This is a genomic window from Acinetobacter lwoffii (assembly GCF_022809915.1).
GTDB lineage: Bacteria > Pseudomonadota > Gammaproteobacteria > Pseudomonadales > Moraxellaceae > Acinetobacter > Acinetobacter lwoffii_M.
In genome coordinates, this window is record NZ_JALGQY010000011.1 from 68,980 (window position 1) to 94,199 (window position 25,220).

Sequence of the window (25,220 nt, forward strand, 5' to 3'; positions counted from 1 at the left end):
TGTGTCTAAATCCTAGGAGATTCAAACATGAATATGATGACACAATTTAATCATAATCAACAGAGCATGACAAGCCTTGATATTTCAGAGCTTTGTCAAAAACGCCACGATAATGTTAAGCGCCTTATCGAAAACCTCATTAATCAACAGGTAATAGCATGTCCTCAAATTGAGGTTGTGCAAAAAGAAGCCAATAGTCGCACCTACAATGTTGAGGTTTATATTTTCTCTGGCGAACAAGGCAAATTAGACTCAATTACTGTAGTTGCTCAGCTTTGCCCAGAGTTCACCGCGGCATTAGTAAAACGCTGGTACGAACTTGAAAACCAAAATGCTGTACAGCTTCCTCAAACTTTTGCTGAAGCCCTCCAACTAGCAGCCGATCAGGCGCGTCAATTAGAACTCGCAGCACCTAAAGTCCAGTACTTTGACACTGTGGTCGAACGCTCAACACTTCTAAACGCTACCCAAGTTGCTCAAAAGCTTGGCATGTCAGCTATGGCTATGAATAAGCATCTCGACCAGCTCAATGTTTACAGCCGTGGCGTTAAGCGTGCACGAGTATTCCAGCAATGGTTTATCGATAAAGGCTTTGGTGAGTTGAAACAGACCGAACTTGGCTTTTCTCAACCTATGTTCACAACAAAAGGTGAGGCGTGGGTTATTGAGAAATTAGTTGGTGAGGGGGTTGTATGAACAGAGCAGCACTACTTGAAACCGAATTACAACGCCGGATCGATAATTTTCAAAAGGCCGTAGTGGCATTCACTCTTAACGAAACACTTGAAAACGCACATCGCTTGGCGATTGCCAAAATTGATTTATCTAACTTCATGATTGGGGAAAAGATATGAGTAAATTTGTGCCAAACTTTTCTCAAATTCCAAACGCATTTATTGATGAGATCATGGTTAAGCTACCAGACTCGTCTGTGAAGATGTACCTACTGATTGTTCGTAAAACAAGAGGCTGGAGCAAGGAAGTTGATTCAATATCAATATCCCAATTTATGAAGTTTACCGGGAAATCCAGACCAACCGTTGTTGAGTCTATCAAGTATCTGGTTGAGGCTGGAATTGTTTTAGAACACGAAGCAACACGCTACGGAAAAACATACTCAATTAATGATGAAATCTACGACGGGTTCTTTCTTTTATTGCCTAGTAAAAAAATCTTACTAGTAAAAATTTTTAACTACTCTAGTAAAAAAACTTTACTGCCACTAGTAAAAATTTTTAACACACAAAAGAAACTATCAAAAGAAACTAATCAAAAGAAAAAGGGCTCACCTAAAAAACAGGTTGGTTTCTCAGAAGACTTTGAAAGATTCTGGGAATCATATCCTCGCTGTAAACGTAAATCAGACAAGTCAGGAACATTCAAAACTTTTGAGAAATACAAATCAGTTGTGACTACTGAAGCATTAATCAAAATTCTAAATGCTCAAAAACAAGATCAGTCTTGGATTAAACAGGATGGTGAATTCATTCCAGCACCGACTGTCTGGCTAAACCAGAAAAATTGGGAGAATGATTACTGGACCACTCAAGCCCCAGTATTTAATCAACCTGTCGATACCCAAAACCTTCAACCTGACATGGGGGATTGGTAATGATCGATATTCATAACAACTCCATCGAGCAATGTGTACTTGCTGCACTGATGACCGTTCAGAACTCACTTGAAACCGTGATGAACGATCTGGATGAAAATTGCTTCTTCGCAAACCGTCATCAAGAGATCTACAAGGCCATTACTGATCTGGCTAACGAGAACAAGCCATACGATGTGGTTTTTGTTGAGCAGAAACTGAATGAGAAAAATTCACTGGTTGGTGTAACGCCTGCTGAATACCTAATGACGTTGATGGCAGATGCACCGTCGAGTTTCTACAACCTGGAATCCTATGTTGCTGAACTCAACAAGCTGAAAGCGCATCGTGAAGTTGAAAGCATGGGCCGAAGTATTCAGGAAGTGGCAAGAGATTTAACCGTACCTGATGTGCATAACGCTGCTGAAAATATCCTGAACAAGGCGACCACCAATGAGAAATTGGAGAAGTCTAGTTTTACGTTTGAGGAAGCATTAAAACGCGCTGGTGATCAGCTGATCCAGAAAGCAGAGGCCAAGGCCAACAAGCAGTACACAGGGGTTAAGTTTAATCTGCCTCATCTGGACAACGTAGTGGGCACCATTCAGCGCGGCCATTTTTGTGTGATCGGTGGTAGACCCGGCTCTGGAAAGTCCACTCTGGCGCAAATGGTGGCGATTCAGACTGCTATGCAGTTCAAGGAAGCGGTACTGGTTGTATCTGCTGAGATGGATGTGGAGACATTCACCAATCGCTGTATCTCAGCACTCACCCAGATTCCATACGACAACATTCATAATGCTGACCTGTACGACGGGATGATTCAGGAATTTGCGGGCGCTCAGAATCGTTTTAGCAAGCTGCCAATTCATGTTGAAGATAAGCAAAAGCCGACCATTGCAGAGATTCACTCTTATGCACGTAAGGCCAAGCGCAACTATAAAAAATTGGGCTGCATCATCATTGATTACCTTCAGTTGGTACGTGATCCAACCAAGAAAGACCGCTATCAGGAAGTTAGCTCAATCAGTCGTGATTTGAAGGCGATGGCGAAGGAATTTGATTGCCCTGTAATCGCACTGGCACAGCTCAACCGTGAGTCTGAAAAAGGTAAACGTCCGAAAGCATCTGACTTGAAAGAGTCTGGCCAGATTGAGCAGGACGCGGATCAGATTTTATTGGCCCATCCAATCGTGAACAGTGATGACGAAATGCCCAGCGGTATTACAGAAATCATTATCGCTAAAAACCGTCATGGCAAGAAAGGCGTAGTTCGGGTGATGGATCGTTTAGATATTTGTCGCTTTGCATCGGTACGAGTAGAGGAAAGCGCAGGGGGTGGGGTGTGAGTGTCGAAGTCCAAGTGACGGCAATTGACCGTCAAGCGCGAACAGTAACCGTAGAGGCCTATCAAGATGCAAGACGCATCTTCAAAAGCCCAATGCCTTACAAAACTGAAACCAGAGCAAGCATTGAATCGTCTTTGAGAAAAGAACTTAAGAATTTTAATCGCCCGTCATGGGGTGGAATGAACATCGTATTCATGTGCCGTATTGGAGATGTGAAATGAAAAATATAAGAGATCAAAAAACAATGGATTGGTGCGAAGAACTGGAAGGTCTTGCATACGCACCAGTAATCAATCACGGCACTGTTTACGCATACAACAAGCACAAATGCCGTTGTGAGTTCTGCAAGGAAGCTAAAGCGATTAGTAATCAGCGCGCTGCATTGAAAGCGAAAATGAAGCAGGTGGCGGCATGAATACAACACTTGACGATGTGCTTGCGTTTATTGCCTCAGCTTCACCGTCTGACCTGAGCGATATAGCAGATGAGATGCAAGAACAAGGGTATGAATTTGAATGCCTTGAATGCGAAACGCATGAGTGTGAAGAACATCAATGCAATCACGATGAAGAAATGCAAGAAGTTCGTGATGAGTTCATTAAGGAACTTGTGAGTCGTGGCAATCAGTTTGGGCTAAGCGACATGCTGGAGGAATTTAAGCGTGAGGCTGATCGTATCGGTGCTCGCTTGGATGTGAGAGGTGCCGCGTGAACCAGTCATTTTCAAAGCTCAATAGCGCTGCCGTGCTAGATCGTGGAATTGATGTCCTTCTGGCTGTTAAGAACACCCCAGTAGCAACTGCATCTGAAATTCAGCAGCAAGTTATGCCAAATGTGACAAAGCGTGCGGTACAGCGATATTTAAAAAACTTTGTTCAGATTGGCCTTTTGTACGCCAAGGCCAAGAATGGTGAGGAGTATCGGTATTACCTGACAGGTAAGGCTAAACAGTTATTTGGAGTGCAGGGATGAAAAAGCGCAATAAGAAATATAACCCGAATAAGTTGGTCAATCTGGTGCAGCGCGAATCGCAGAAGCCTTATGAGCTTTGGATGAGTTTTGAAGCTGTGGAGGTGGAAGAAGCCTGTCAAAAATACAATGCGATGGGCTTAACCAAGTCGGAAGTCATCAACAAAATTTACGCGCTGCATGATGGTGACTTGATTGTGCCACTCATTAACGACCTGACCAAAGATGCCTATGAGTTTTTTGTGGGTATCGACTCGTATTACTACCACGAAGATGACCCGAGCAACATTGTCGATGATGCGCGTCAGTTTGAATTGCCAGTGATGAAATGGGATGAATTCCGTGTTGGTGGTAATCCAGAATTAAAAATTATGGATGGCGACATCAAGCGCCGATGGAAAGGCATTAGTGAAGAAATGGATGACATTCACGCTGAATATCGGAAGAAGGGCTACAAGCTTTTCAAGAGCCTGACTTACATCAAAACAGAAGTGACTTTTAAGGATATTGAAGCCTACAACATTTTCAAGGCTGAACGAGTGGTGCGAGGGATGTGTCGCAAGTATGAATTGCAAGGAGCAGCAGCATGAACTTAATCGAGAAAACAGAATTAAAAGACTGCGACCATGACTGGGAAAACATTTCCACAGTCGAGAGTGTTGAGCGCCAGTTGATCTGCACCTATTGCTCAGAACAAAAATCAGAGCCTTTTGATGTGAATGTAAAACAGTGGTCGGATGAGGAAACTGACCATTGTAGTGACATTCGGAATCATGTTTCTCCAAATACGAAGGTGATTGAGCATGAATGATTTTGAGAAATACATTGAGGCTAAATACCCAAACAGATCACCAAAAATACTGTTTCAGAAATTTAAGGATATTGATGGGACTTTGTTTTATGGGATTAAGGAAGTTGAGGATCAGGCTGAAGCATGGAGCCACCAACAAACCATCATTGATGACCTTATTTACAAAGCCAAATTACGCGAATCTGATCATCGGGCGCTGCTTGTTAAGTACCAGGCGACAAAGAAGTGTTGGGAGGATGTTAGTGGGAAATGCGAGGAACTAAAAGCCCAGCTTAACAACATGGAGGCTTGTTATATCCAGGTGAAGAAAGAGAGGGATGAACTTGAGGCAGCTAAGCGTGATTACGTTTGTGATTGCGGGTATTTAGATTCACCAGATTACGAGGAATGTGATTGTAGGAAGCATTCAGAAGATTTGGCGAATGAGGTAATTGCTGAAATCGTTAAAAAGGCAAATTTCGCAGGTTTAGAAGAATTGCTCGATGAATTGAAGTGCCGGGCAATAAAGCATGGTGTTTTATTAAATAAGCAAGCCCTGCGAGGTGCCAATGACTAATCTCCGTATCACCGCAGCACAGGCACGAAAAGCCGGTATTGGCCCTCGATTTGGTGTAACAGCTAAGTCGGGGAAAAAGAAATCCAATCCAGATCCAATGCCGAAGGTTCCGGCTCATCTGGTCGAAGGGAAGGGATTTGGTGTGATGAATGATGAGTTGCTCTGGTGTGAAGTTTTAATCACACCTCCTTCGGTAAATCACTACTGGATTCGTGGGGCAAACAAGACCAACCGATTAAGTAAGCGTGCAATCCACTTTATTGACGTTATGAAGCGTTTTATTGAGCCGGCAGGGTATCAGGGCAGAGTTCGCGTAAAGATCGAATACGCGCCACCTGATGCGAAAATACGCGACATCGATAACATTGTGAAGCCTTGCTTTGATGCTTTGTCGAAAGGTGGATTGATTCTGGATGATTCCCAGGTGGATGAATTGCTTGTAAAGCGATTGCCATCAGAAAAAGGCGGGAAGCTGATTATTCAAGTTGAAAAGTTAAGGGTTTGAGGGGATTGGGATGGGTAGATTTTTTAAATGGTTATTCATTCGGAAAGGCTCAAAAGTGGTAACGGTTGGCGATGATCCTATCACTGATATTCAAAATGTTGCCTTGGTCGCGCATGGCCGAATTTACACAAAAGAATGGAATTACAAGGTTGCTTACTCATACGACGATGTGAGGTTGGCAACACGCAAAGAAATTAAGCAAGGTTTTAAAGATTAAGAGGGAATAGGGATGAATGCGATGGTGAAGGCGGTAGGTGCAGAGTGGATTCATGTTGAAGATATGCCACCAGGCAAGAAAGTAATGTGTTTGTGTACGGATGGAAAAATTCGTTTTGGCACTCCTATTTGTGGTGATGGTTATTTCTATGTTGAGAATCGAGTTAGTTGGGAAATAGTCGAGTTTTGGCAAGAAATACCAAACCTAAAGAATGTTCAAGAAGAATATTGGTCGCAGAAATAAGGAGATTGGGATGAATGCAGTAGTGAAAGCACAAGTAATGGACTGGTCAAAGTTTTCGATTGAGGAATGGCTTAAGCAGTATGGGGCATACATCCAGATTTCGCGTATGAAGTCAGGAAATCAACCAGACTTACTTGGGGTAAATCAGATTTACTGGCTGATTCTTGAAAACAACAAAGGGGTGGCACCGCGTAAGGATCAAGTTATTTGCCAGATTAATGATTTTGAAGCTGAGCAGGTCCGGAAGTTGATTGTTGATTTTAACAAGTCGAGTTCGGTTTGTGCTTCAGCCAAAGTTGCTGTGCAGTTGTTCATTGAGAAGAATGTGAGAGGGATGTCATTAAGCCAGATGGAGAGAGAATTTACCTTAAGTCGAAGCTCAATTAACAATATGGTTTTTGCAGGAAAATACTATATTTGCGGACACAATAAGAAACTTAAAATTAGCTAAAATTTATTAGAAATTAGCTATTTATGGTATAATTAACGTACAAACCCGATGAGTGTTGGAAGCACAAATCGGGTTCTAATCACACTGTTATTAGAGGTAACAATATGACTGATTGCAATTCTAAAGTTATGATCGAAACTACGCAAACTAAAAGATCGACCAAGAGAAAAACTCTTGAACAATTTATCGCTGAAGCTCGATCGGCTCATGGTGATAAATACGACTATAGCCAAACCGAATATAAAAATGTGGAAAGCAAGGTGACGGTTATTTGCCCTATACATGGTGAATTCAATCAAATAGCTAAAAGACATACTGGTGGAATGGGCTGTGCAAAATGCTCCCCGAAAGCCAAATTAACCAAAGAGATCTTTATTGAAAGAAGTCGCAAATTTCATGGTGATCGATATGACTATTCTGAGGTTGTGTACTTAAAGTCAAATGTGGGTGTAAGAATAAAATGCCATAAGCATGGGTATTTTGAGCAAAGACCAACAGCACACATGAGTGGTAGTGGATGCCCGAAGTGCTTTAACTCTAGTCTAGGTAAAAATAGCTACCAAAAGCATTGCAGCGAAAAGCATGACGGAAGTGCCAATCTTTATATTATTCGGTGTTTTAATGAGAAAGAGAGTTTTTATAAGGTAGGTATTACAGCAAAAAGCATCCAAGGTCGATTTCCCACAAAAAACATCATGCCCTATGAGTATGAGGTGGTGAAATTTGTTAATACCAGAGCGAGTAATGCATGGGATTTGGAAAAAGCTATCAGAAAAATCCTTAAGGGGTGTAAGTATTACCCTAAAATTAGCTTTCCGGGTGTGGGTGAGTGCTACAAGGAAATTAGTCCAAATATCAATCAAATTGAAAACTTGTTGACACGTTTAAACGCATAATATAACTTATGTGCTATAAGTCACCGAAGTGTAAGTAATTCACTTTGACTGACAAAGAAGCTCATCGAAAGGTGGGCTTTTTTGTTGCCTGTAAAAAGGCAACCTATTCCTACTGGAGTGCTGACCAGTGGAACATGCCATCGAGTAAACTTCCTTCGGGAATCTAGACTAGGGAGTAGCGTCCCGACCTAAAGAGGATTGAAAGCAAGTAAAGCAGACCGTGCATGTTAGGTGTGTGTGATTGTAAGTAGCGGTAGATCAGTTGCCGAGCTGGTCAATATCGAAATCTAAGGCAAGGGTGTGGCAATTTGCCACGTCCTTATTTAAGCGCCATTAGCTCAACTGGAAAGAGCATGGGTTTTCTATACCAATGGTTGTGGGTTCGAGTCCTACATGGCGTGCCAATGGGCCTTAAGCTTAAATGGTATAAGCGTCCCGCTCATAACGGGGAGACAATCAGTTCAAATCTGATCAGGCCCACCAGATATAAAAAGACATTTGTTCCGCTGATGGTACCTTCATTTGTGAAGGTACCATATCGCTAAGGAGATCCACATGCTCCAATTCCTAAAGCGCCTATTCTGCTTTCATCACTACGATTACGAGTCTGATATTTTTATCCAGATTGAATGTCGTAAATGTGGCAAATGGCTAGATGAATAAACCCTTGTCACTTCGGTGACATTCGCCGGACGGATTACGGCAATCAAAGCCCCTCGCATTCTAGATGTTGAGGGGTTTTTCTTTTCTTATTGGTGATTACATGACAGACAAAGTACAGGCGAAACAAGACTTAGAATTTTGCAGTGCTGAGCTGTCTAAGTATCAAAATCTCAGTCGATCAGGATTGACACGAAATGAGCTGCTGGCAATTGACGGCATCATGATTAAGCTGAAAGAGCGTATTAAGAATTTACGTGAAGCATTGTATGCGTGATGCAAAGCGATTAGCAGCAATCAGAAAGCTTCCGTGTGTGCGGTGTGGCAATCCAAACTCACAAGCGGCCCACAGTAATTCAGCAAAGCATGGTAAGGGTAGAGGGATTAAGGCATCCGATCTATTTGTAATTCCCTTATGTGCAATCTGTCATGCTGCATTCGACCGTTTTGAATTAGGCAATCGGGCAGAGAGTGAAGCAATGTTTGATCAGTGGTTGGTGAGAGTTGAGCGGATGTTGAATCAAACAGACAAAGAGATTTTTTAACTGAGCCAGATGGCTCTTTTTTTATGTGAGAAGAAAATGGAACAAGTAACGGAGTTCACGGTTAATTTTCTAGATGGCTCGGCAAGCAAAAGCGATATCGATGCATTTGTTTCTAAGTTGAAGGCAGGCGAACTTGAAAGTGAGCTTAATGAAATTAAAGAAATGATCGAAGAGCAGTTGTCATACGTTAATCCTCTTAAGATTAAGAAGCAGGCTGAGTTTCATAAGTTGGGCCATCATAATCAACGTGTTCTTGATGCTTTAAACAACATCAAGTCATCTGAAGATGTAGATCAAGCATTAGTGGATTTCAAAGCAATCTTTGCCTAATCGATAGGGAGATAGGAAATGCAAAAAGCCGTGTTTCCTATCCAGAGTCATGCCGACATCACTAAAGCCATTAACTACATGCACACCAATTACACTCAAGCGATTAATGAGGGTAAGCCTTTAAGGGTGGTGATTGATCAGAAGCAGGATGATAGATCCACTGCACAGAATAGGCTCATGTGGATGTGGCTTGGCCAGATAGAGAAAAAGACTGGTCAGGATAAAGACTCACTCCATTACGAGTTTAAGAAACGATTTCTGATTTATATCTATCGTCGTGACGATCAAGAGTTTGCTGAGACCTGTAATGCGATTGCAATGCTCAAGCAGAATGAATGTGAAGAATACCGGGTGATTGCAGAGCAAGTGATAAGACTTTGCAGTACAACCAAATTAAGCGTTAAGCAGATGACCGAGTATCTGAATTACGTGCATGATTTTACTGTCACAAGATTAGGTATTCATTTGACTGTGCCGGATGATTTGAAGTGGTGTTATCAGGAGTGATCATTTAGGATCAAGACTTATCTGACAACAAGGCATTAATCATGAATTTTATTAAAAGAGAAGTAGAGCTAAAAGACCTTAAGGGTAACAAGGTTGTATTTGAAGGTATTTATGAGAAAAAGAAATCCACATCACTTGATGCACCTAGTAGCGAATATGAAAATTTAGTAGCAGTGATGATTAATGGTGAGGTGGTGCGAATAGAGGGATTGGGTCACTTCTACCATCCAGACACCGGGGAAGCATATACTTTATAAACCAAACCTCCTTCGGGAGGTTTTTTAATACCTGTAATTTGGAGAATGAATATTTATGGCAGGCCTGACAGATAAACAGCAAAGGTTTGTCGATGAGTATTTGATAGACCTCAATGCAACTCAAGCCGCGATTCGAGCTGGGTATAGTGAGAAGACAGCAGCTGCGATTGGGGCAGAAAACCTTATAAAACCTAATATCCAAAATGCCATTCAAGAAGCTCAAGCCAGGCGACAAGAACAAACCCAAATTGATGCCGCCTATGTCTTAAAGCGTCTAGTCGAAATTGACCAGATGGATGTTTTAGACATCATGGATGATCAGATGAAGATTCGACCTGTTAATGAATGGCCTAAAGTTTGGCGACAGTACGTGGTAAATCTTGAGAATCTTGAACTGAGTGATGGTGAAGGTTATTTTAAAAAGATCAAATGGCCGGATAAAACGAAGAACCTTGAATTGCTTGGTAAGCATGTTTCGGTTGGGGCGTTTAAAGACAAAATTGAACACACCGGCAAAGATGGCGGCCCAATCGATTTAAGTTTAAAGGTGGTATTCGAAGATGATGGAGAAACGAGTACCGAGTAAATTCAAACCACTTTATAAGCACTGGGAGCAAAACAAGCTCAATTATGTGTTTCATGGTGGTCGTGGTGGTGGTAAGTCATGGGAAATAGCAGACTTCCTCTTGATTGAGGGCGCAAGACGAAAGCATCGCATTCTTTGTTGTCGTGAGGTTCAGGATTCAATCAAGCGATCAGTACATAAATTACTGTCGGATCGCATTGTTGCGCTTGGATTGACTGCATTTTATCGGGTGCTTGATACAGAGATTCGCGGCATTAATGGCACAGAGATATTTTTCTCAGGCTTATTGAGTCACACGGTTGATTCTATTAAGTCGTTTGAGGGTGCAACAATCACTTGGATTGAAGAGGCTCAAAGCGTTAGTGGATTTTCGCTATCCATATTGGTGCCCACAGTTATTCGTACTGAAAAACCAATGATTATTGCGAGTCTAAACCCAAAGCTGCCAAGTGATGCTGTTTATGCTGAATATGTAGCAAAAAATCGTGATGACACTGTTGTTGTGCAGATTAACTACACAGACAACAAAGAGTGTCCGAAATATATGATTTTGGAAGCTGAGCAGATGATGCGTGATGATTATGATCAATACGAACATATCTGGCTGGGCAGACCAAAAGAAATTGCAGACGGTGCTATCTACAAGGCTGAATTTGAGTTAATCAAGCGTGAAAACCGTATTTGCAAAGTTCCGCATGATCCAAATTTACCAGTCTATACAGGCTGGGATTTAGGGATTCTTGACTCTACTGCTATTTGGTTTTGTCAGATTTATGGCAAAGAAAAGCGGATCATTGATTATCACGAAGCATCAGATGAGCCGTTGGCTTATTACGCTCGAATCCTTGATGAGAAAGCGCATGAGCACGGCTATCGATATGAAAGGCACTTTGCTCCACATGATATTGCAGCGCGTGATTTATCTAGTGGTGTGAGTCGTGAGCAGACCATGGCTAATCTAGGTTATCGAATGACAAAAGGTGCTCGATTGGGCCCTGAAGATCGCATTGAAGCATCGCGGCAATTCCTGAAAGATTGCTGGTTTGATGCAGAAAAGTGCTCACACGGTATTCGTGCATTACAAAACTATCGTCGTGAATTTAACGACAAATTAGATCAGTTTAAGGCAACGCCAGTACATGATTGGGCCTCACATGGCTCAGATGCTTTTGGTGAGTTAGCACTTAACGTTAATAAAATGTGCGCTCCAAGAGATCAACCAATAATCAATCCAATCCCAACAATCAATCGTTGGTAATCAAATGGAGTCAAGTCGTGACTGATAAAGCAGATCGACTTGCCAAAATCCACGAAACCGCAAAGAAACAATTTGATAAAGCTCAAGGTGCTGTTGCTGATGAACGTCAGCAGTGCTTAGAGGATCGTCGTTTTTATTCTATTGCTGGTGCTCAATGGGAAGGCAAGTTAGGCGAACAGTTTGAAAATAAGCCTAAATTTGAAGTCAATAAGATTCACTTGGCTGTCATTCGTATTATCAATGAATATCGCAATAACCGCATCGGTGTGAACTTCATTAGCAAAGATGGTGTGAGCAATGATGACTTGGCTGATACCTGTGCAAAGCTTTATCGTGCAGATGAACAAGACTCAGGCGCGGATGAGGCTTATGACAATGCATTTGAGGAAGCGGTAGGTGGAGGCTTTGGTGCTTGGCGTTTACGTGCTGAGTATGAAGATGAGGACGATGAAGAAAACGAGCATCAACGAATCAGAATAGAGCCTATTTTTGATGCTGATACATGTGTTTTCTTTGATCCAGATGCCAAACGCCAGGATAAAGCAGATGCGAAATACTGCTTTGTTCTAACATCAATGTCATGTGACGCATTCAAAGAAGAATATGGTGAAGATCAGGATCCATCTTCTTGGGATAAAACCGTTAGCAACAGTCACTTTGATTGGGCATCAAAAGATTCTGTGTATGTCGCTGAATATTACAAGGTCGAAAAGGTTAAAGAGAAGATTCATATTTTCCGTTTAATCGATGGCTCTGAAGAACGATATACAGCAGAACAACTTGAAAAAGATCCAAGCATTCTCGATGAATTAAGCGCAACAGGTGCGAAAGAAGTTCGTGTTCGAGATTTTGAGCGTAAGCGCGTTCGTAAGCTTCTTATGTCAGGTCTTGGCGTTCTTGAGGATTACGGCTATATCGCTGGTCGTCATATTCCAATCGTGCCGGTATATGGCAAACGCTGGTATATCGACAACGTAGAGCGTTGCATGGGCCATGTCCGGCTCTGTAAGGACGCTCAGCGACTCAAGAACATGCAGTTATCCAAGCTGGGTGAACTTAGTGCCATGTCCAGTGTTGAGAAGCCTATTCTCGCGCCTGAACAGGTTGCTGGTGTTCAGCACATGTGGGCGAATGACAATATTGAGAACTATCCGTTCCTATTGGCTCATCCGCTTAAAGATGCAATGGGCAATGTTGTTACTCAAGGTCCAGTGGCTTACACCAAGCCGCCAAGTGTACCACCTGCAATGGCAGCCTTGCTTCAAGTTACTGAACAAGATTTATCGGACATTCTGGGTAATCAAGAATCGGGCGATGAGATTGTTTCAAATACCAGCGGTGTTGCAATCGAGATGATTCAAAACCGCTTGGATATGCAGTCTTTTATCTACATTTCGAACTTTGCTAAAGCGGTGCGTCGTTCTGGTGAAATTTGGCTGTCTATGGCTTCTGAACTCTATGTTGAAGATGGTCGGACAATGAAGACAGTGGGTAATCAGGACGAGATCGACTCAATCGAGCTATTTAAACCTGTTTATAACCCAACCTCTGGTGAAGTTGAGCACACAAACGACTTAACCAAAGCCAAGTTTGATGTCGCAATTGATATTGGGCCAACATCGACCAGTAAGCGCAATGCAACCGTACGTTCTCTGACAAACATGCTTCCACTGGTATCTGATCCAATGGATCAACAAGTTTTGTCATCCATGATTATGATGAACATGGAAGGCGAGGGTGTTAATGAAGTCCGTGAATATTACCGCAAGAAATTACTGCGTATGGGTGTTGTAGAGCCAACCAAAGAAGAAGCTCAGCAACTCGCACAAGAAGCTCAGAATCAGCAGCCTGATGCAAACACGCTGTATCTGCAATCCGAAGCTGAAAAGAATAAATCACTCGCAATTAAAGCACAGGCAGACACTGAACTTGCGATAGCAAGAGCAGAAGAAACCAAAGCCAAAGCAATCGATTTAATGACACGCCTAGATATGGACGAGCGACAAGCAGTGCTTGAAGCAATTGGTCAACTAGGTATGCAACCACAACAGGCAACCGTTCAGCCTATACAGAACGAGGAAATGCAATATGTCAATTGAAGACCTGCGCACAGAACTGGATGAAGAAGACAACATCGACCCGATTGAAGACAATCAGGAAGATGAAAGTCAGGAAAATTCAGAAGAAACCCAAGATGAATCAAACCAGTCTGATGATGAGATGTCAGAAGATGAAGAGTTTGTTATTACGGTGGGTGATGAAGAGCCAGAGCCATCCGATGATGATGACTTTAGTGGTAAGCCAGCGCCAGCATGGGTAAAAGACCTTCGCAAAAAAGAGCGGGAAGCACGAAAACGCATCAAGGAGCTAGAAGCTCAGGTGCAACAGGCTAAACCGGCTGAGAAGCCGATTGAAGTTGGGCCTAAACCAAAGCTTGCCGACTTTGATTATGACGAAGATCAATTTGAAAGCGCAGTTGAACAATGGCATGAGCGTAAACGCCAAGTTGAACAGCAACAGGCATCAAAGCGTGCTGAAGAAGAGAAAGCACAACAGGCTTGGCAAAACAAAATGCAAAGCTATGAAGAGCGACGTCAAACAGTGGCAGCCAAAGTCCGTGACTTTGAGGAAGTAGAAGAAGCCGCAAAAGACAAACTCACCCCGACACAGCAGGGCATTTTAATTCATGCAGCGGAAAACCCTGAACTGATCATGTATCACCTGGGTAAAAATCCAAATAAAGCAAAAGAACTGGCTGAGATTACAGACCCAATTCAATTTGCTTTCGCTGCTGCCAAACTGGATTCTCAAATGAAAATTCAAACACGTAAACCAGCAACACAACCGGAAAAGAAACCGAGCGGTTCAGCTGGATTAGCTGGTGCGGTAGATCAAAAGTTAGCGCAACTCGAAGCGAAAGCGGCGAAAACTGGTGATCGTACCGAACTGATCAAGTACAAAAAATCTCTACAGAAATAAGGTAATTCTATATGCCAAACTCTTTTGCTAAAAAAATTGATGTTTTCTTTGATGATGTTGTGGCTGGCTTTGATGCGACCAACATCAGCTCTAAAAACGTTTCTCAATACAAAGCACCTGCTGAAGCACTTGCTTTGAATGGTCAGACTTTCCACCGTCCGATGCCGTTGATGACAGAAATCGTTGATGGTCGTGACATCTCTGGTCAATACAAGGATCTGGTAGAACTTACCGTTCCAGCTACTCTGACTGAATCGCATATCCGTAACGTACCGGTGAAACTGACTGGTGTGGATCTGAACAACCCGTATGCTTTTGACAATATTGTTAAAACCTCAAACATCCTGCTTTCTAATAAGCTGGATACGCTGGTTGCTAACCGTATTGCAGAACGCGGTACTCTAGCGGTAATCAACTCAGGTGCAATTGATACCTACGATGATGCTGCAGAAGCTGATGCCCTGATGCTTGAGCAACAAGCGACTCGTGGCGAGCGTATCATGCTGTTAAATCCACGTATGGCGAAAAACCTTGCTGGTAACTTGGCTGCGCGTCAAACCATGAATACAGCTCAAATGAATGCATATCAGCGCTCAACTTTGCCACCGATTGCAGGCTTCGATACTTTCCGTGTTGATTATGGCCGCGCTATTGCTGGCTCTGCAGGTTCTGGCTACCTTGTCAGCGGTGCACAGTCTTATACGCCAGTTTCTGCTGATGTGAATGGCATCCCGGCTGATAACCGCACTCAAACTTTAGCAGTTAAAACTGGTACAGGTGCTGCGGTTGGCGATGTGTTCACAATTGCAGGTGTATATGCGGTTGGTCATATCAATAAGCAGTCTACTGGTCAACTTAAAACCTTCCGTATTATTGCAATCAATGGTGGTAACTGGACAATTTCACCTGCAATTGTTCCTGCAGATGGTACCGCAGTAGCTCAAAAAGCTTATGCAAACGTGACCACTGGTGCAGCAGCTGATGCGGCAATTACCATCCTGAACAAAAAGACCTCTGCGGCAAGCGTGTTCTATGAAAAATCAGCGATTGAAATTGTGCATGCTGACTTCAACACCGAACCGTTTGAAGCTTCTGGTAAGCGTGTTCGTAAAGCGACTACTGATAGCGGCATTCAAATTGTGATGTTGTCCGATTCCAACGTCGATACATTGGCGGCTAACTACCGTTTGTTTGTGTGGGCGAACGTGGAAGTGCTTAACCCTGAATTGGCTGGCATCATGCTGGAAAATCAGACCTAACAATAAAACCGTGACGACAAATGCCCGCATATAGCGGGCATCGTCATTTTTGGAGTAGTGAAATGTCGAATTATCCAAAAATGCTCTACAAGGGTAATAAAGCTAAATACGAACATCAAACCGCATCGAATGAAGAGTCAGAAAAAGAACTGCTTGATTCTGGCTGGGTGGGTTTTGGTGATTTGCCGGAAGATCCTTATCTATTTGCGCCAATGGTGCCGGCTGCAGATAATTCTGAATTAAAAGCAGAAAACACCAAGCTGAAAGAAGAGCTGGTTGAAGCTCTAAAAGAAAATCAAGAGCTACGCAAACAGATCCGTTTCAAAGAACTAGAAGATAAGCCAGCAGATGAACTCAAAGCCATTCTTGATAAAGCTGAAATCAAATACAAAGCCAATGCGGGCAAGCCTGAATTAGCTCAGTTGGTGCTGGATCATGAGTCTAAAGACTCTGAATAAATAAGAGGTGCTTATGTCCTGGACTAAAAGACAAATCGTTGAGCAGGCTCTTGAGGAACTAGGACTTGCATCTTATGTGTTCGACATGCAGCCGGAGCAAGTGGAAAGTGCAAAGCTCAAACTCGACACTATGATGGGTCTATGGGATGCCAAAGATATCCGCTTTGGTTACCCATTGGGCTCAAGCGCCAAAAGTGGCGATCTGGATGAAGAAACCCATATTCCAGATTATGCAGTTGAAGCGGTTCGCTTAAATCTGGCGATTCGGCTGGCTGGATCATTTGGCAAGGCTGTGCCTGTTGAATTAAAAGCTATGGCGAAGGATGCGTTTGAAACGATCCAATTAGCCATGCTTAGTAATCCACCTAGAGTTCGGCTTAACCCTTCTTTACCGCGTGGTGCTGGTCATAAAGGCGGTTGTCTGCCTTTCATCGAAAGCACTCCAACCAAAACAGTTTTTGCACCTGATACCTCTGTGAGTTTCTCGAATGAATAAACGATTAAGTAATACGGATCGTATTGGTCCATGTGATTCTGTGGTGATTTGGAGTGGTGACAATGGTGACTTTCGTGGTGTGCCGCTTGATGTTTTAAAAGAAGCTATTAAGCCAGAGCAAGGTAATCAATCCTCTTTGCTTGTCCAGCACTTCAACCCGAATACAGATTTCACGCTCAACATCGAAAACCATGAAGTCGGCACGTATTTGATTCTCAATCCATCTGCAAGCATTACGACCGGATCAATCAAACTGCCTGAGCGCTACGATGTGACTGATGGTCAAGTGCTTTTGGTTGCTTGTGCTCAGCAAGTGGATAACTTCTCTGTCGATGGAAACAATGCACTTGTGATTGGTGCACCAAATGCCTTGGCAGCAAACGGATTCTTTAAATTAAAGTACGACAAGCTTTCAAATACCTGGTATCGAGTGGGGTAAATATGCAAATCCCTATTTTGGATGGAATCTACACTGACAATAACTCTGATTTTCGCACAGCTTACCCTGTCAACCTGATTCCGGTACCAAAAGGACAGGGGATTTCAGCGGGATATTTAAGGCCAGCAGAAGGTATTAACCATATTACAGATTTACCCGGTGTAGATCGTGGCGGTATTGTCTGGAAAGGTGAGCATTACCGGGTTTGTGGCACCAAGTTCATCAAGATTGATGAAGATGGTGAAATCACAGAGCTTGGTGATGTTGAATCAGGTGAACTTTGTTCTTTTGATTACTCGTTCGACTATTTAGCTATAAATGCCGGCAATGCGCTGTATTTGTACAGTGGTGAGGAATTAAAGCAGGTCACTGACGAAAATCTGGGTGAAGTACATGATGTGATCTGGGTTGATGGTTACTTCATGACAAGCGACAGCAACAACATTGTTGTCACTGAATTAAATAATCCATTTGAGGTGAATCCGCTTAAATACGGCTCTTCAGAAGTCGATCCCGATCCTATTGTCGGTCTAATTAAGCTTCGTAATGAAGTTTATGTATTAAACCGCCACACCATTGAGGTGTTTGATAACGTCGGCGGTGAGTTCTTCCCATTTCAGCGTATTGATGGCGCTCAAACCACAAAAGGGGCACTAAGCAAAAAGACTGCATGTGTCTATATGGATGCAATCGCTATGCTTGGTGGTGGAAGAAATGAAGCCATCACGGTTTATATTTCATCTGCAGGTTCTGCGCAAAAGATTGCAACTCGTGAAGTTGAGCAGATTCTTTCAAATTACACCGAAGATCAATTGTCGAACTGTTTGCTCGAATCGCGTCAGATTGATGGTCACTCATGGTTATACATCCACCTACCAGATCAGACTTTGGTTTATGATTCAGTTGCATCGCAAACAACAGGTCAGCCAACTTGGTTTATTTTGAATAGTGGTGGTGGTTATAAAGCTCGAAATATGACTCATGCTCATAACAAATGGTTTGTTGGTCACACTTCAGAACCAAAGCTTGGCGTCTTAACTGATCAGACCGGTGAGCACTGGGGTAATGAAATCGAATGGCAATTTGGCACAGCGATTATCTACAACGAGTCAAGTGGAGTGATCTTTCACCAATTAGAGCTTGTGGCCTTAACTGGTCGAAACTCCTTTAACAAAGAATCGAAAATCTACACCCAGTATTCTGCTGATGGCATGGAGTGGTCCATGCCCAAATTTATCAGTGTGGGCAGGCAAGGTCAGCGGACAAAGCGCCTTGTGTGGTTTCAGCAGGGCTATATGCAAAACTGGCGCATTCAGCGCTTTCAAGGCACATCAGATAGTCGAATTTCAGTAGCACGATTAGAGGCAAAAATAGAGCCTTTGGGGGTGTAAGTGATTAAAAGACCTAGCACACCAAGACGCGAAGACTTAGCCAAAATCTTTAAAGATCCTCGGACTCTAAAAGCATTTGAACAGGTTTTTGAGTTGTTGCCAGATGAATTAGAGCGACAACTTGAAGGGTTGGAAAATGTTCAGGTCGTGGCGGAGAGCGCAACAGCTCAAGCAGCCCTAGCAATGGTATTGCTTTATGCAATTGATGAGTTGGCTAGTATTAAAGCCATGGAGCCAGTGCATCAATGTAATTGCCAGTTCGATGATTTAACGCCACGTCACGAATCAACAAGTCAGGACTGTCCTGTTCCTCGTTATGAATCCATAACTCAAGATTCATTAGAGCCTGCACGGGTTCAATATCAAGAATTATCAACATTGGAGATAGTCTAATGGCTGTCAAAGTCACATGTATTATTCCTTCTAAGCAGTTAGAAGATGCCCAAACAAACCAATATATTGCCACCAACTCTAAAACCATGATTGACAAAGTGACTGTCACTAATACCACATCGGCAGCGGTGACGTTTAGTTGTAACCTAGTTCCTGAAGGTGGAGCGGTGGCAGATGACAATGCGGTTATTAAAACCAAGTCTGTCGCAGCTGGCGATACCTATGTGTGCCCTGAATTGGTCGGTCATGTGTTGGAGCCAGGCGACGCAATTAGCATGATTGCTAGTGCGACTGCTTCACTTACTATTCGAGCGTCAGGTCGAGAGGTGACATGATTACATTGCAGCCTCTGAATGATATCAAAGTAATAAATCGCGTGATTTTAGATGCTGCAGTGAATGACGATATTTCAGACGATGCATCGAAGAATCATGAAATCCAGCAACTACCACACGCCTTTGAATGTCTTGGAATCTACCAGGATGAAGAAATCAAAGGCTTGTTTATGCTCGTTCCACAAAATGCAGTCACCGCAGAGATTCACACCTGTTTGTTGCTGCGTGGCAAAGAAGCATTTCAAGCAGGTCAACTACTGCTTGATTACCTATTCAGTAATTATCAAAAAGCAATTTCTTATACACCTTCGACCAATAAAAAAGCCCTGTTTTATGCGCTTCGACTTGGATTCAAAAAAGAAGGTGTTTTGACTCAATCATTCTTAAAAAATGGTGAATTGCTTGACCAAACATTGGTGGGCTTAACCAAAGGAGAGTACTTATGCCAGTTGCAGCAGTAGTCGGGGCAGGTGTAGTTGGTAGTGTTATATCTAGCCGATCACAATCAAAAGCAGCATCAAAAGCGGCCAATGCTCAAATTGAAGCCTCTGAAATGGGGGTGGAAGAACAGCGCCGACAGTTTGATGAAGTTCAAAAACTCTTAAAACCTTATGCTGATGCCGGACTAGGTGGCTTAGCAGGTCAACAAGATCTACTGGGAATTAATGGAGTAGAAAAGCAACAGGCGGCTATTGATGGCATTAATAATAGTGCTGAAATGCAGACCTACTTGCAACAGGGCGAAAACGCTATTTTGCAAAATGCATCTGCTACTGGTGGCTTGCGTGGTGGTAATACACAGGCTGCATTAGCGCAGTTCAGACCGCAATTGTTGAACCAGCTAATCAACCAGCGTTATCAAAACTATGCTGGACTCACCGCATTAGGTCAGAATGCAGCAGCTGGAACCGGAAATGCTGGCATGCAGACTGCAAGCAATATTTCAAACCTTTATCAACAGTCTGGCGCAGCTCAGGCAGGTGCCGCCTTGGCACAAGGTCAGGCTAATGCAAATATGTGGAATGGCTTAACTGGTGCTATTGGCCAGATCGGCGGTATGAAGATGATGGGGATGTTTTAATTATGCAGCCTATTAATTATATGCTTGATGTGCAAAATCCTGTTCAAACTGCTGTAACCGGCCTTACCCAGGGTTTGCAAATTGGTCAGTTCATGCAGGCAAAAGAGCTGGCTGAAAAAGAAGCCTTGCAAAAAGAGCAGATGCAGCAGGAACTTTCAGCCTTTGCATCCAAGCCAAATAAAACCCATGACGATTACGCCAATATTATGGTGAGGTATCCGGCTTTAGCAGAAGATTTTAAACGATCTTATGATGTTCTAGATTCAGGCAAACAACAGTCCACCTTTAAAACAGCGTCACGTATTTATGCTGCTACGGCAAGCAAGCGTTTTGACCTGGCTAAGTCTATTCTTGAAACTGAAGCTGTTGGCTATGAGAATTCGGGCGATAAAGAAACAGCTGGTTATTTGCGTCAGATGGCAACCATGGCCGAAACAGATCCCGAGGGACTTCAAACCTTAACCGGGCTTACTCTTGCTTCAACCAATCCAAGCCAGTTTAAAGATGTGCTAGGCGCATTGAATCAAAACGATCTAACTCCGTTTGAGATCGAAAACAAACAAGCTCAGACTGACAAAACCAAAGCTGAAGCCGAGAAAACCGAAACCGAAAATCTTTGGTACGGGGATAAAACTCAGGCTGAGATTAACAACCTTGAGTCACAGGTTGAAGACCGTAAAACAGGTCGAGTGCTTCAGCAGCAAGATATGCAACTTAAGAATGATCAGTTTTATGCAAATCTTGATCAGCAGCAAACGCAGTTCTATGAAAACTTAAATCAGGAAGAGCGCAAGATTGCTCAAACTGTTTTCAATGTCAAAGAAAAGCCTGAGCAGCGGATGGATCGACTTGAAAAAGTGGAAGGCTATTCAACTGCAGCAAGAAATGCGGCAGAAGGCTCTAAATTAGCAGCTCAACTCGCTAATGACGCAAAAGCCTTAAATGAATCCACTGGCGGTTACTGGAACAGAGCGATGCGTAATGTTCCTGGCACCGATGAGTATAATTTTGATCAAAAACTTGAAACCATGAAGTCTAAAATCTTCTTGGCTCAGGTTGATCAAATGCGCGGTTTAGGTGCTTTAACGGAATCAGAAGGCGCTGCATTAAAAGCATCCATTGCTTCCATTAACCCAAATCAAGACCCAAGAGTTGTGCAGCAAAGTTTAACTGAAGTTGCAAAACAACTCTCTAAAGCAGCTCAAACAGCAAACAAGAAGTCTCAAATCTACGCAACCAAAGGCAAAGGTTATTCATCCGTGGTAGTCGAGGCTGCCAAAGCTCGTGGGGTATCGCCTGCGGAAATGCAGCAGATTGCTAATCAGTTGGGTATTGAGTAACTATCTTGTGATAACCTCTCCTTAAAATAAAGAGGGGTTATCATATGAAAAATATTATTTTAATTATCTTATTATTGTGTTCAACAGCAAAAGCTGCTGATGTAAAAGGGTTGAGTAACCATGAGCTTTTGAAAAATATTGCATCCCACTTATCTGCCGAAAAAAACAAGAAAAACAATAAGGCTGAGCTAGATATGTATAAGAGTAGTTTTGATGAGCTTGATAGTAGAGTAAAGAATGGCAATCCATCTGCGCACTTGTATAGGGGCTTGCTTGATTTCACAATATGTGGGCTCGCAAAAGAACATGGAATGAATGCAGTGACTTTTAAGCCGTGCGTTGACTCCTTTAATCACTTTGAAGTGGCTGCAAGCACAACTAAGCCCATGCTGCCTCATGAAAGAGCACAAGCACTATCCTACAAAGGGGAGATGTATGTTGGTGGTTTTGGTGTTGCAAAATCTAATATTTTAGCTGCAAATTCTTTTGTTAATGCGGCTGTTGTAAATATAGAAAATACTGACAAGGAGAACGCCTTGCTTAATTTAGAGAGGGCGCTACAAGCATACCCTGAACACCCAAAAGCAAAAAGATTGCTCAAGGGCTTATTGGAAGAGTAGTGGACTTAATTAAAACCAGTTGGATAATTTCGGGTTAACTAAAGCATTACCTTGACCACTATCACCAATAACCACCTTCGGGTGGTTTTTTATTAATTAAGGAAAAGTTATGGCTACACGTCAAGAACTTGAAAAAGCTCTAAGCAATCCGAATGTTCGAAAAATGCTGGATGTTATTGCGAATGCTGAAGGTGTAAAGCATGGGTATAACACTATATTCGGCAATGAACGCTCTGATGATTTAAAAGCTCATCCGAATGTTAAAAAAGAATTTACCCAGACTGATGGCAAAAAGAACTCAACAACAGCAGCTGGTCGCTATCAATTCTTAAAAGGGACATGGGATAGCGTTTCCAAGAAGTACGGCTTGACAGACTTTTCGCCCAAAAACCAAGACTTGGCGGCAGTTGCACTTATCTTGGGTCGTGGCGCTCTGGGTGATGTAATTAAAGGTGACTTTACCAAAGCGGTTGGCAAATTGGGTGGTGAATGGGCATCTCTACCATCATCACCTTATGCACAACCAAAGAAGTCTTGGAGTGATATTAAAGCCATGGTCGGTGAAATCAAGCCACCAAACCGCAAGCCGGCACAAAATAGAATCAATCAACTTGTGACTGCTTATGACAAGCAAGCCAAGGCCAGTACAACCAAAAATCAAATTAATCCACAGCAAAAACAGAGTCGTGTGAATAGCTTGTTGGCTGCCTTTGATAAACAGAATCCAGAACGCCAAGCAACACCAGCCGGATTACCTGATTTTGATGAAAATGGCGTGATTCGAGAGGATCAACCACAGCAACCAAAACCACAACAAGCACCATTGAGCACAATGGATAAAATCATCGGCGGCTTGGAAGCTGGTGCAACTCTAGCGACTGGTGCGGTTGGTGGCGCTATTGGTCAGGCAGCGGGTGGTTTGCACGGTATTGCTGAATCTGTCGTTGATGGCACATTTGGCACACAGCAAGGCGCTCAAAATGCTGTAAATCGAGCTACGCAGTTCTCCAATGCTCTGACCTATGAACCAAACACAGCAGGCGGTAGACGCGCTGTAGGTGCAGTGGGTGAGTTTGTTGAAGATACTGGTCTTGATACATTGCCGCCTGTCTTGGGTGGTGGTGTCGGCACGTCGGCAGCAACTCTAGGGCGTGCATCTGTGCCAGTGGCGACCACAGCAGCAAGAGAGGTGGCGCAGGCTGCAAAACCTGTCGTAGCTCAAGTGGTGGAGCAGGCTAAACGGCCAGTTGCAGCGGTGACAGAGGCAGCTAAAAACACTTTTAATCGAAATTCTGATGCAGGCGGGAGTATGGGGGCGGCAGCTGTTCCTGCTGCGGAAGTTCGACAATCATTATTTAATGAATTTGACGTTCCTGCAACAACCGCTCAAGTTTCGAGAGATCAAACTGAATTGGCTGATATGTATAACCTTGCCCGAAAAGGCGGGGAGGCAGGAAAGGTGATTCAGGATACGCTTGATCAGCAACAAGCCAGACTAGCAAGCGCAATTGATGACATGATTGAGTCTAAAGGCGCTCGAACAATCAATAGTGAAGAGGTGGGTGGGAGTATCAAAGATGTATTGAACACCCAATACAAGGTTGAGCATGCAGCACAAAATAGAGCTTACGAAGCAGTGAAGAATTCGGAGGGAGCGCAAACCAGAGTTGATATTGGTAATCCGCCAAAATGGTCAAAAGATTACTTAAAACAAGAGGCTGAAGCTGGAAGAACGCCAGATTCTAATCGAAGCATTCTTGATGTTATCAATGAGGAGAGCTACCTAAAAACAAGTAAGGTTTATACTGATGCTAAAGATTTAGCTGTAAAGCTTAACATTGCTCAGCTGAATGGCGATGGGAATCTTGTGCCTATGCCCAAAGAGAAACGCCCAAACATTATTCAGGTTGAGCAACTTAGGCAGCGTATTGGTGAGATGGGCGAGAGCACGAAAAAAGCTGACGGCCTTGCAGTGCAAAAACTAAAAGCCTTAATAGACAACACTCTGGATAACAGCGGCAGCAATGCCTTTAAGCAAGCTCGCAAAAACTATGCTGAGTTCAAGCAAAGTTGGTCCAACAAAGCCATTCTCAAAGACCTGATTGATCGAAAGAGCAGGGCGAACTCCGGAGATCAAAAAATCATTAATGAAAAGATTATTGACCGAATTGTAGGAGGCTCAACCTCCCAAAAAGACTTGGAGTTCGTCCGAAATATGGTTAATAAATCAGAAGGCGGAAAAGATGCATGGACTGACATGCAGGCTTCAATCCTAGATAAAATCAGGGGTGAGGCATTCTCCGGGGCAGCAGACTCATCAGGAAACGGAACTCTTGTTTTCAACAAGATGGATAAAGTTATCAAAAGGCTTGATGGTGCAACGCGACGCCTCGACACCCTGCTGGGCCATGAGCAAGCTCAGAAGGTACGAGATGCTAATGATCTGGCTAGGATTATCCAGACTGTTCCACCAAATACTGGTGTCAACTGGTCAAACACTATGACAGCCCTAGCTGCTGCTGTAGATGGCATTATTTTCGGTATATCTGGGATGCCTGCGACTTTCGCTACCGCTTTGCGTTTTGCTTTAAAGTACATACATGAGAAAAAAGATGTAGCCAAAGCCCACTCAATTATCAGGCGAGCTGAAAAACCCAAGGGGGGCTCAGGCAAATTCTAGCCACTCAACAAATCAATCT

The 25,220-nt window shown here is 43.1% G+C and carries 37 protein-coding genes and 2 tRNA genes; all 39 read left to right on the top strand.

Annotated features, from left to right (window positions below):
- Positions 1 to 27 precede the first annotated feature (27 nt).
- The gene (locus MTX11_RS07735) at positions 28 to 696 is read left to right on the top strand and encodes a phage antirepressor KilAC domain-containing protein (RefSeq protein ID WP_243474802.1); all 669 of its coding nucleotides are present in this window, start codon (positions 28 to 30) and stop codon (positions 694 to 696) included.
- A complete protein-coding gene (locus tag MTX11_RS07740; RefSeq protein ID WP_239270192.1) occupies positions 693 to 854 on the top strand; it encodes a hypothetical protein in 162 nt (53 codons plus the stop codon). The genes MTX11_RS07735 and MTX11_RS07740 overlap by 4 nt, the downstream gene beginning before the upstream one ends.
- Positions 851 to 1,612, top strand: a complete 762-nt coding sequence (locus MTX11_RS07745; protein ID WP_243474803.1) for a replication protein — start codon at positions 851 to 853, stop codon at positions 1,610 to 1,612. Before MTX11_RS07740 ends, MTX11_RS07745 begins: the two co-directional genes overlap by 4 nt.
- The gene (locus MTX11_RS07750) at positions 1,612 to 2,940 is read left to right on the top strand and encodes a replicative DNA helicase (protein ID WP_243474804.1); all 1,329 of its coding nucleotides are present in this window, start codon (positions 1,612 to 1,614) and stop codon (positions 2,938 to 2,940) included. The genes MTX11_RS07745 and MTX11_RS07750 overlap by 1 nt, the downstream gene beginning before the upstream one ends.
- Complete coding sequence (locus MTX11_RS07755; protein ID WP_017397995.1) at positions 2,937 to 3,161, top strand: hypothetical protein; 225 nt, start codon at positions 2,937 to 2,939, stop codon at positions 3,159 to 3,161. The genes MTX11_RS07750 and MTX11_RS07755 overlap by 4 nt, the downstream gene beginning before the upstream one ends.
- Complete coding sequence (locus tag MTX11_RS07760; protein WP_243474805.1) at positions 3,158 to 3,355, top strand: hypothetical protein; 198 nt, start codon at positions 3,158 to 3,160, stop codon at positions 3,353 to 3,355. The genes MTX11_RS07755 and MTX11_RS07760 overlap by 4 nt, the downstream gene beginning before the upstream one ends.
- Complete coding sequence (locus MTX11_RS07765) at positions 3,352 to 3,651, top strand: hypothetical protein (protein WP_243474806.1); 300 nt, start codon at positions 3,352 to 3,354, stop codon at positions 3,649 to 3,651. The genes MTX11_RS07760 and MTX11_RS07765 overlap by 4 nt, the downstream gene beginning before the upstream one ends.
- Complete coding sequence (locus MTX11_RS07770; protein WP_243474807.1) at positions 3,648 to 3,911, top strand: hypothetical protein; 264 nt, start codon at positions 3,648 to 3,650, stop codon at positions 3,909 to 3,911. The genes MTX11_RS07765 and MTX11_RS07770 overlap by 4 nt, the downstream gene beginning before the upstream one ends.
- The gene (locus MTX11_RS07775) at positions 3,908 to 4,498 is read left to right on the top strand and encodes a hypothetical protein (RefSeq protein ID WP_243474808.1); all 591 of its coding nucleotides are present in this window, start codon (positions 3,908 to 3,910) and stop codon (positions 4,496 to 4,498) included. Before MTX11_RS07770 ends, MTX11_RS07775 begins: the two co-directional genes overlap by 4 nt.
- Positions 4,495 to 4,719, top strand: a complete 225-nt coding sequence (locus MTX11_RS07780) for a hypothetical protein (protein WP_243474809.1) — start codon at positions 4,495 to 4,497, stop codon at positions 4,717 to 4,719. The genes MTX11_RS07775 and MTX11_RS07780 overlap by 4 nt, the downstream gene beginning before the upstream one ends.
- Positions 4,712 to 5,275, top strand: coding sequence for a hypothetical protein (locus tag MTX11_RS07785; RefSeq protein WP_243474810.1), 564 nt, complete (start codon positions 4,712 to 4,714; stop codon positions 5,273 to 5,275). Before MTX11_RS07780 ends, MTX11_RS07785 begins: the two co-directional genes overlap by 8 nt.
- Positions 5,268 to 5,780, top strand: a complete 513-nt coding sequence (locus MTX11_RS07790; protein WP_004645338.1) for a RusA family crossover junction endodeoxyribonuclease — start codon at positions 5,268 to 5,270, stop codon at positions 5,778 to 5,780. The genes MTX11_RS07785 and MTX11_RS07790 overlap by 8 nt, the downstream gene beginning before the upstream one ends.
- A 10-nt stretch (positions 5,781 to 5,790) precedes the next feature.
- Entirely contained in the window at positions 5,791 to 5,997 is a 207-nt protein-coding gene (locus tag MTX11_RS07795; RefSeq protein ID WP_243474811.1) for a hypothetical protein, read from the top strand.
- 12 nt (positions 5,998 to 6,009) lie between these two features.
- Entirely contained in the window at positions 6,010 to 6,240 is a 231-nt protein-coding gene (locus MTX11_RS07800) for a hypothetical protein (RefSeq protein WP_155861511.1), read from the top strand.
- Positions 6,241 to 6,250: 10 nt separating this feature from the next.
- Positions 6,251 to 6,691, top strand: coding sequence for a hypothetical protein (locus tag MTX11_RS07805; protein WP_243474812.1), 441 nt, complete (start codon positions 6,251 to 6,253; stop codon positions 6,689 to 6,691).
- A 104-nt stretch (positions 6,692 to 6,795) separates the two neighbouring features.
- Positions 6,796 to 7,587: a hypothetical protein gene (locus tag MTX11_RS07810; protein ID WP_243474813.1), complete on the top strand. Its 792-nt coding sequence runs from the start codon at positions 6,796 to 6,798 to the stop codon at positions 7,585 to 7,587.
- Between the two features lie 327 nt (positions 7,588 to 7,914).
- Positions 7,915 to 7,991: transfer RNA gene (locus tag MTX11_RS07815), tRNA-Arg, on the top strand.
- A 2-nt stretch (positions 7,992 to 7,993) separates the two neighbouring features.
- A tRNA-Met gene (locus MTX11_RS07820) sits at positions 7,994 to 8,070 on the top strand.
- A gap of 280 nt (positions 8,071 to 8,350) precedes the next feature.
- On the top strand, positions 8,351 to 8,524 hold the full coding sequence (locus MTX11_RS07825; protein WP_004731361.1) for a hypothetical protein: 174 nt from the start codon (positions 8,351 to 8,353) through the stop codon (positions 8,522 to 8,524).
- A complete protein-coding gene (locus MTX11_RS07830) occupies positions 8,517 to 8,792 on the top strand; it encodes a DUF968 domain-containing protein (RefSeq protein ID WP_243474814.1) in 276 nt (91 codons plus the stop codon). Before MTX11_RS07825 ends, MTX11_RS07830 begins: the two co-directional genes overlap by 8 nt.
- A 36-nt stretch (positions 8,793 to 8,828) precedes the next feature.
- Positions 8,829 to 9,122: a hypothetical protein gene (locus MTX11_RS07835; protein ID WP_243474815.1), complete on the top strand. Its 294-nt coding sequence runs from the start codon at positions 8,829 to 8,831 to the stop codon at positions 9,120 to 9,122.
- Between the two features lie 18 nt (positions 9,123 to 9,140).
- The gene (locus MTX11_RS07840) at positions 9,141 to 9,629 is read left to right on the top strand and encodes a recombination protein NinB (protein WP_243474816.1); all 489 of its coding nucleotides are present in this window, start codon (positions 9,141 to 9,143) and stop codon (positions 9,627 to 9,629) included.
- 41 nt (positions 9,630 to 9,670) lie between these two features.
- Positions 9,671 to 9,886: a hypothetical protein gene (locus tag MTX11_RS07845; protein ID WP_243474817.1), complete on the top strand. Its 216-nt coding sequence runs from the start codon at positions 9,671 to 9,673 to the stop codon at positions 9,884 to 9,886.
- Positions 9,887 to 9,941: 55 nt separating this feature from the next.
- Complete coding sequence (locus MTX11_RS07850) at positions 9,942 to 10,472, top strand: terminase small subunit (protein ID WP_243474818.1); 531 nt, start codon at positions 9,942 to 9,944, stop codon at positions 10,470 to 10,472.
- Positions 10,447 to 11,730, top strand: coding sequence for a PBSX family phage terminase large subunit (locus tag MTX11_RS07855; RefSeq protein WP_243474819.1), 1,284 nt, complete (start codon positions 10,447 to 10,449; stop codon positions 11,728 to 11,730). Before MTX11_RS07850 ends, MTX11_RS07855 begins: the two co-directional genes overlap by 26 nt.
- Before the next feature lie 17 nt (positions 11,731 to 11,747).
- A complete protein-coding gene (locus MTX11_RS07860) occupies positions 11,748 to 13,829 on the top strand; it encodes a portal protein (RefSeq protein ID WP_243474820.1) in 2,082 nt (693 codons plus the stop codon).
- Positions 13,819 to 14,709: a hypothetical protein gene (locus MTX11_RS07865; protein ID WP_243474821.1), complete on the top strand. Its 891-nt coding sequence runs from the start codon at positions 13,819 to 13,821 to the stop codon at positions 14,707 to 14,709. The genes MTX11_RS07860 and MTX11_RS07865 overlap by 11 nt, the downstream gene beginning before the upstream one ends.
- A gap of 11 nt (positions 14,710 to 14,720) precedes the next feature.
- The gene (locus MTX11_RS07870) at positions 14,721 to 15,968 is read left to right on the top strand and encodes a P22 phage major capsid protein family protein (protein WP_243474822.1); all 1,248 of its coding nucleotides are present in this window, start codon (positions 14,721 to 14,723) and stop codon (positions 15,966 to 15,968) included.
- Positions 15,969 to 16,030: 62 nt separating this feature from the next.
- Entirely contained in the window at positions 16,031 to 16,426 is a 396-nt protein-coding gene (locus tag MTX11_RS07875) for a hypothetical protein (RefSeq protein WP_243474823.1), read from the top strand.
- 13 nt (positions 16,427 to 16,439) lie between these two features.
- Positions 16,440 to 16,922: a packaged DNA stabilization gp4 family protein gene (locus MTX11_RS07880; RefSeq protein WP_243474824.1), complete on the top strand. Its 483-nt coding sequence runs from the start codon at positions 16,440 to 16,442 to the stop codon at positions 16,920 to 16,922.
- Entirely contained in the window at positions 16,915 to 17,361 is a 447-nt protein-coding gene (locus MTX11_RS07885; protein ID WP_243474825.1) for a hypothetical protein, read from the top strand. Before MTX11_RS07880 ends, MTX11_RS07885 begins: the two co-directional genes overlap by 8 nt.
- Before the next feature lie 17 nt (positions 17,362 to 17,378).
- Positions 17,379 to 18,752 (top strand): packaged DNA stabilization protein, encoded by a 1,374-nt coding sequence (locus MTX11_RS07890; protein ID WP_243474826.1) that lies wholly within the window; start codon positions 17,379 to 17,381, stop codon positions 18,750 to 18,752.
- Positions 18,753 to 19,145: a hypothetical protein gene (locus MTX11_RS07895; RefSeq protein ID WP_243474827.1), complete on the top strand. Its 393-nt coding sequence runs from the start codon at positions 18,753 to 18,755 to the stop codon at positions 19,143 to 19,145.
- Positions 19,146 to 19,243: 98 nt separating this feature from the next.
- Positions 19,244 to 19,480 (top strand): hypothetical protein, encoded by a 237-nt coding sequence (locus MTX11_RS07900; RefSeq protein WP_243474828.1) that lies wholly within the window; start codon positions 19,244 to 19,246, stop codon positions 19,478 to 19,480.
- On the top strand, positions 19,477 to 19,941 hold the full coding sequence (locus MTX11_RS07905) for a GNAT family N-acetyltransferase (protein ID WP_243474829.1): 465 nt from the start codon (positions 19,477 to 19,479) through the stop codon (positions 19,939 to 19,941). Before MTX11_RS07900 ends, MTX11_RS07905 begins: the two co-directional genes overlap by 4 nt.
- Positions 19,923 to 20,561, top strand: a complete 639-nt coding sequence (locus MTX11_RS07910) for a hypothetical protein (protein WP_243474830.1) — start codon at positions 19,923 to 19,925, stop codon at positions 20,559 to 20,561. The genes MTX11_RS07905 and MTX11_RS07910 overlap by 19 nt, the downstream gene beginning before the upstream one ends.
- A gap of 2 nt (positions 20,562 to 20,563) precedes the next feature.
- Positions 20,564 to 21,901 carry a hypothetical protein gene (locus MTX11_RS07915; RefSeq protein ID WP_243474831.1) on the top strand — a complete coding sequence of 446 codons (1,338 nt, stop codon included), beginning with the start codon at positions 20,564 to 20,566 and terminating at the stop codon, positions 21,899 to 21,901.
- A gap of 44 nt (positions 21,902 to 21,945) precedes the next feature.
- Positions 21,946 to 22,521: a hypothetical protein gene (locus MTX11_RS07920; RefSeq protein WP_243474832.1), complete on the top strand. Its 576-nt coding sequence runs from the start codon at positions 21,946 to 21,948 to the stop codon at positions 22,519 to 22,521.
- A 109-nt stretch (positions 22,522 to 22,630) separates the two neighbouring features.
- Complete coding sequence (locus MTX11_RS07925) at positions 22,631 to 25,201, top strand: glycoside hydrolase family 24 protein (protein WP_243474833.1); 2,571 nt, start codon at positions 22,631 to 22,633, stop codon at positions 25,199 to 25,201.
- Positions 25,202 to 25,220 lie beyond the last annotated feature (19 nt).